At 28.8% G+C, this 2,930-nt stretch carries 2 protein-coding genes; both read right to left on the bottom strand.

Features of this window, described 5'->3' with window-relative positions; translation table 11 throughout:
- Positions 1-143: 143 nt before the first annotated feature.
- The gene (locus tag KA814_RS02900; protein WP_050482502.1) at positions 144-965 is read right to left on the bottom strand and encodes a putative RNA methyltransferase; all 822 of its coding nucleotides are present in this window, start codon (positions 963-965) and stop codon (positions 144-146) included.
- Between the two features lie 661 nt (positions 966-1,626).
- The gene (locus KA814_RS02905) at positions 1,627-2,631 is read right to left on the bottom strand and encodes a protein rep (RefSeq protein ID WP_078099832.1); all 1,005 of its coding nucleotides are present in this window, start codon (positions 2,629-2,631) and stop codon (positions 1,627-1,629) included.
- Positions 2,632-2,930: the final 299 nt, after the last annotated feature.

A 2,930-nucleotide genomic window follows, 5' to 3' on the forward strand; every position in this document is an offset into this window, starting at 1 on the left:
AATCTTATAACTGGGGCTTTTTTATGTCAAATATTATTTTATACACTAAAAAATAACGAAAACATTGATTTATCAGCGTTTAAAGCTAATATAAAAAAAGATTGTTATTTCTATATAGTATCAAGACAAGAAGAAACTCGTTTTCAACTCGTTTTAAAACCACCAACCAAAACCTTAAAACTCATCGTAATTTCACTTAAGTTTTTCTTAATTATTCCTTCTTTTTCTACGTCACTTAAATTCCACGTTAAAGGCGTCATATCAAGTAATTTATTCAATTCTTCTTTATTTAATTTAACCTTATAACTAATGTCTATCATTTCAATTTTATTAAAATTAGCTTCAAATAAATCTATAACATCAGAATTATCATAATCCTTATTTTTATGATTACTAAAGACTATATTCCTTATTTCTTTTAAATAATCACTATTAGGAATTATTTTTATCAATTTCCCCTCTTTATCTAGAACTCTTTTAAACTCATCATAATTAGAAGGGCTAAGCACATTAATTAAAAAGTCTACATTCCCATTCATAACTGGTATATCAGCTAGATCAGCAACCAACCAATTTATATTTTTATATGATTTTGCTGCTTTTTTTACACCTTCTTTTGCAATGTCTATACCTAAGAATTCATTTCCACCAAGAAATGACTTACTGATTTCATTTAAAATATAACCCTCACCAGTACCAACATCTATTACATTATTTTTAGTTTTAATCTCATATTTTTTAATAATTTCTATGATTTTTAAAATTAATGTCGAATACAAATTGCTACTATCATTCAATTCTCTTCTAGCAATAAACAATTTTTTATCGTATTTACTTTTTTTATGCCCTAAAATTAAATTCGAATACCCCTCTTTTGCAATATCAAAAGTATGGTTATTCTCACATGCTAAAGTTTTATAACCTCTCTTTAATTTTTCATCACATATAGAACACTTAAAAAACATATTCACACCTCCAATCAAATAATTATAAATAACAAAGTTGCTTTATTCCAATTGCTTTATTGACGTTGAGCCTCGGAACCCTTAACAATCCCAAAACTTGTCGAATGGTCGGCTTAATAGCTCACGCTATGCCGACATTCGTCTGCAAGTTTAGTTAAGGGTTCTTCTCAACATCAATAAATTTTCTCGGCATAAATGCGTGTTCTTGTTATAATTAATTTAAGAAATCAAATAGTTGGTCAACTATATTGAGAATTGCTAATGCATTTTGTAAGTCGCCAAAATTTTAAATGGTGGCTTTTTTGTTTTGTTGAATTTTAAATGGCTTTATTTTGAATTTTAAGGGGTCATTTTAAAGATTTAGGGGTAAATCATATAGTTTTATACCTAAAAACGTATATAAGCTCTTAAAACGCAAATATGAGCCAAATAAATATATGCTATTTTCAAAAACAAAAATTTGAGCAAAACCAGTGACTAATTTTTTAGACACTGCCCATTTACATGCAAATTAAAATTTAGCATGTAATGGCAAAAAAATTCAGACACTGCCCAGTTACGCACAAAATTATTTTTTTGCGTAAAAACTGGGCAACCATGCTGGTTGAACGCTATAGTTCCCGCAGGGGCAAAAAAGCATAAAAAAACGCTAGCTTTTTAGCTAACGTTTCAAATCTTTTAAGTAATAATTTTGTTTTTCAAAATTCCAAATTGCCGTAATTGAATGTGCTTTTTCTTCTTCGTCTGTTGTTTTATCTTCGTCACTTGTATTAATTAAATTGCCATCTTCAGCATCATCTAAATTTAAAATTTTATGTTTTTGTTTAAGCAATCCACCATAACTCAACATACGTTTTCGGTATAAACCTTTTTCTAAATCATCAACAATCTCTGCGTCCTTTTCTTCGTTTCCAGTTAAATAATCAGACGATTTAACCGAATACTTTGAGGTTTCTTTAATTGCTGCTTGAATATCTTTATCGCCTTTTTGATTTGGTTTGATCGCTTTGATGTTTGCGACTGGTCGATAATCAACTTGCAATGCTTTTTGCCATAAATCAATCCAATCATTCTGGGAAATATAATTCTCAGAACCTCTAAAATATTTACTTTCGACACATAATAAAACGTGCATATGTTGATTATAACTACCGTCATTTTTATTAACGGTTACTTCCGTTGAACGCATAAAACCAACTAAATTTTTACTAACTTTTTTATACTTAGTTAATCTATGAAATGACTTAGTTAAATGACTTAAACTTTGTTCTAAAGTATCTCCGTCTATCGCATTTCTTGTTGATAACGTAAGGAATAACCAACGTGCCTTTGGCTTTTCTTTAACCACTTCTTCAATCACTCTTTGAGCTTGATAACTATTTTTCATAGCACGCCTCCAATTACAAACTGGACATAATTTTGATTTACAAAACCATGTCTTATGTAACTTCAAATAACCCTCATCAGTAGGCTTGAACTCTAAGACGTTACCACATTGTTTTACGTTAAAAGCCTTTTTAATTTTTAAGATTTCCAATATATCTGCATAACTTACATTATCAATTTTCTTTTCTCTCCATGGGCGTTGTTTCCCACTTTTCGTTAAATCTTTAAGTGTTTTATTATCTTGATTTTCGTCTATATATTTTGTATGATTGTCTTGCATATAAAAAGACCCCCAGTTAGATTTTTTCTCGACAATTAAATCTTATAACTGGGGCTTTTTTATGTCAAATATTATTTTATACACTAAAAAATAACGAAAACATTGATTTATCAGCGTTTAAAGCTAATATAAAAAAAGATTGTTATTTCTATATAGTATCAAGACAAGAAGAAACTCGTTTTCAACACGTTTTAAAACCACCAACCACAACCTTAAAACTCATCGTAATTTCAATTAAGTTTTTCTTAATTATTCATTCTTTTTCTACGTCACTTAAATTCCACGTTAAAGGCGTAATA

The organism is Staphylococcus sp. GDY8P196P, assembly GCF_017891705.1.
Lineage (GTDB): Bacteria > Bacillota > Bacilli > Staphylococcales > Staphylococcaceae > Staphylococcus > Staphylococcus ureilyticus.

Coding starts and splice junctions, on each gene's coding strand:
- KA814_RS02900 (WP_050482502.1), bottom strand. CDS start 965: ATGTTTTTTAAGTGTTCTATATGTGATGAAAAATTAAAGAGAGGTTAT.
- KA814_RS02905 (WP_078099832.1), bottom strand. CDS start 2,631: ATGCAAGACAATCATACAAAATATATAGACGAAAATCAAGATAATAAA.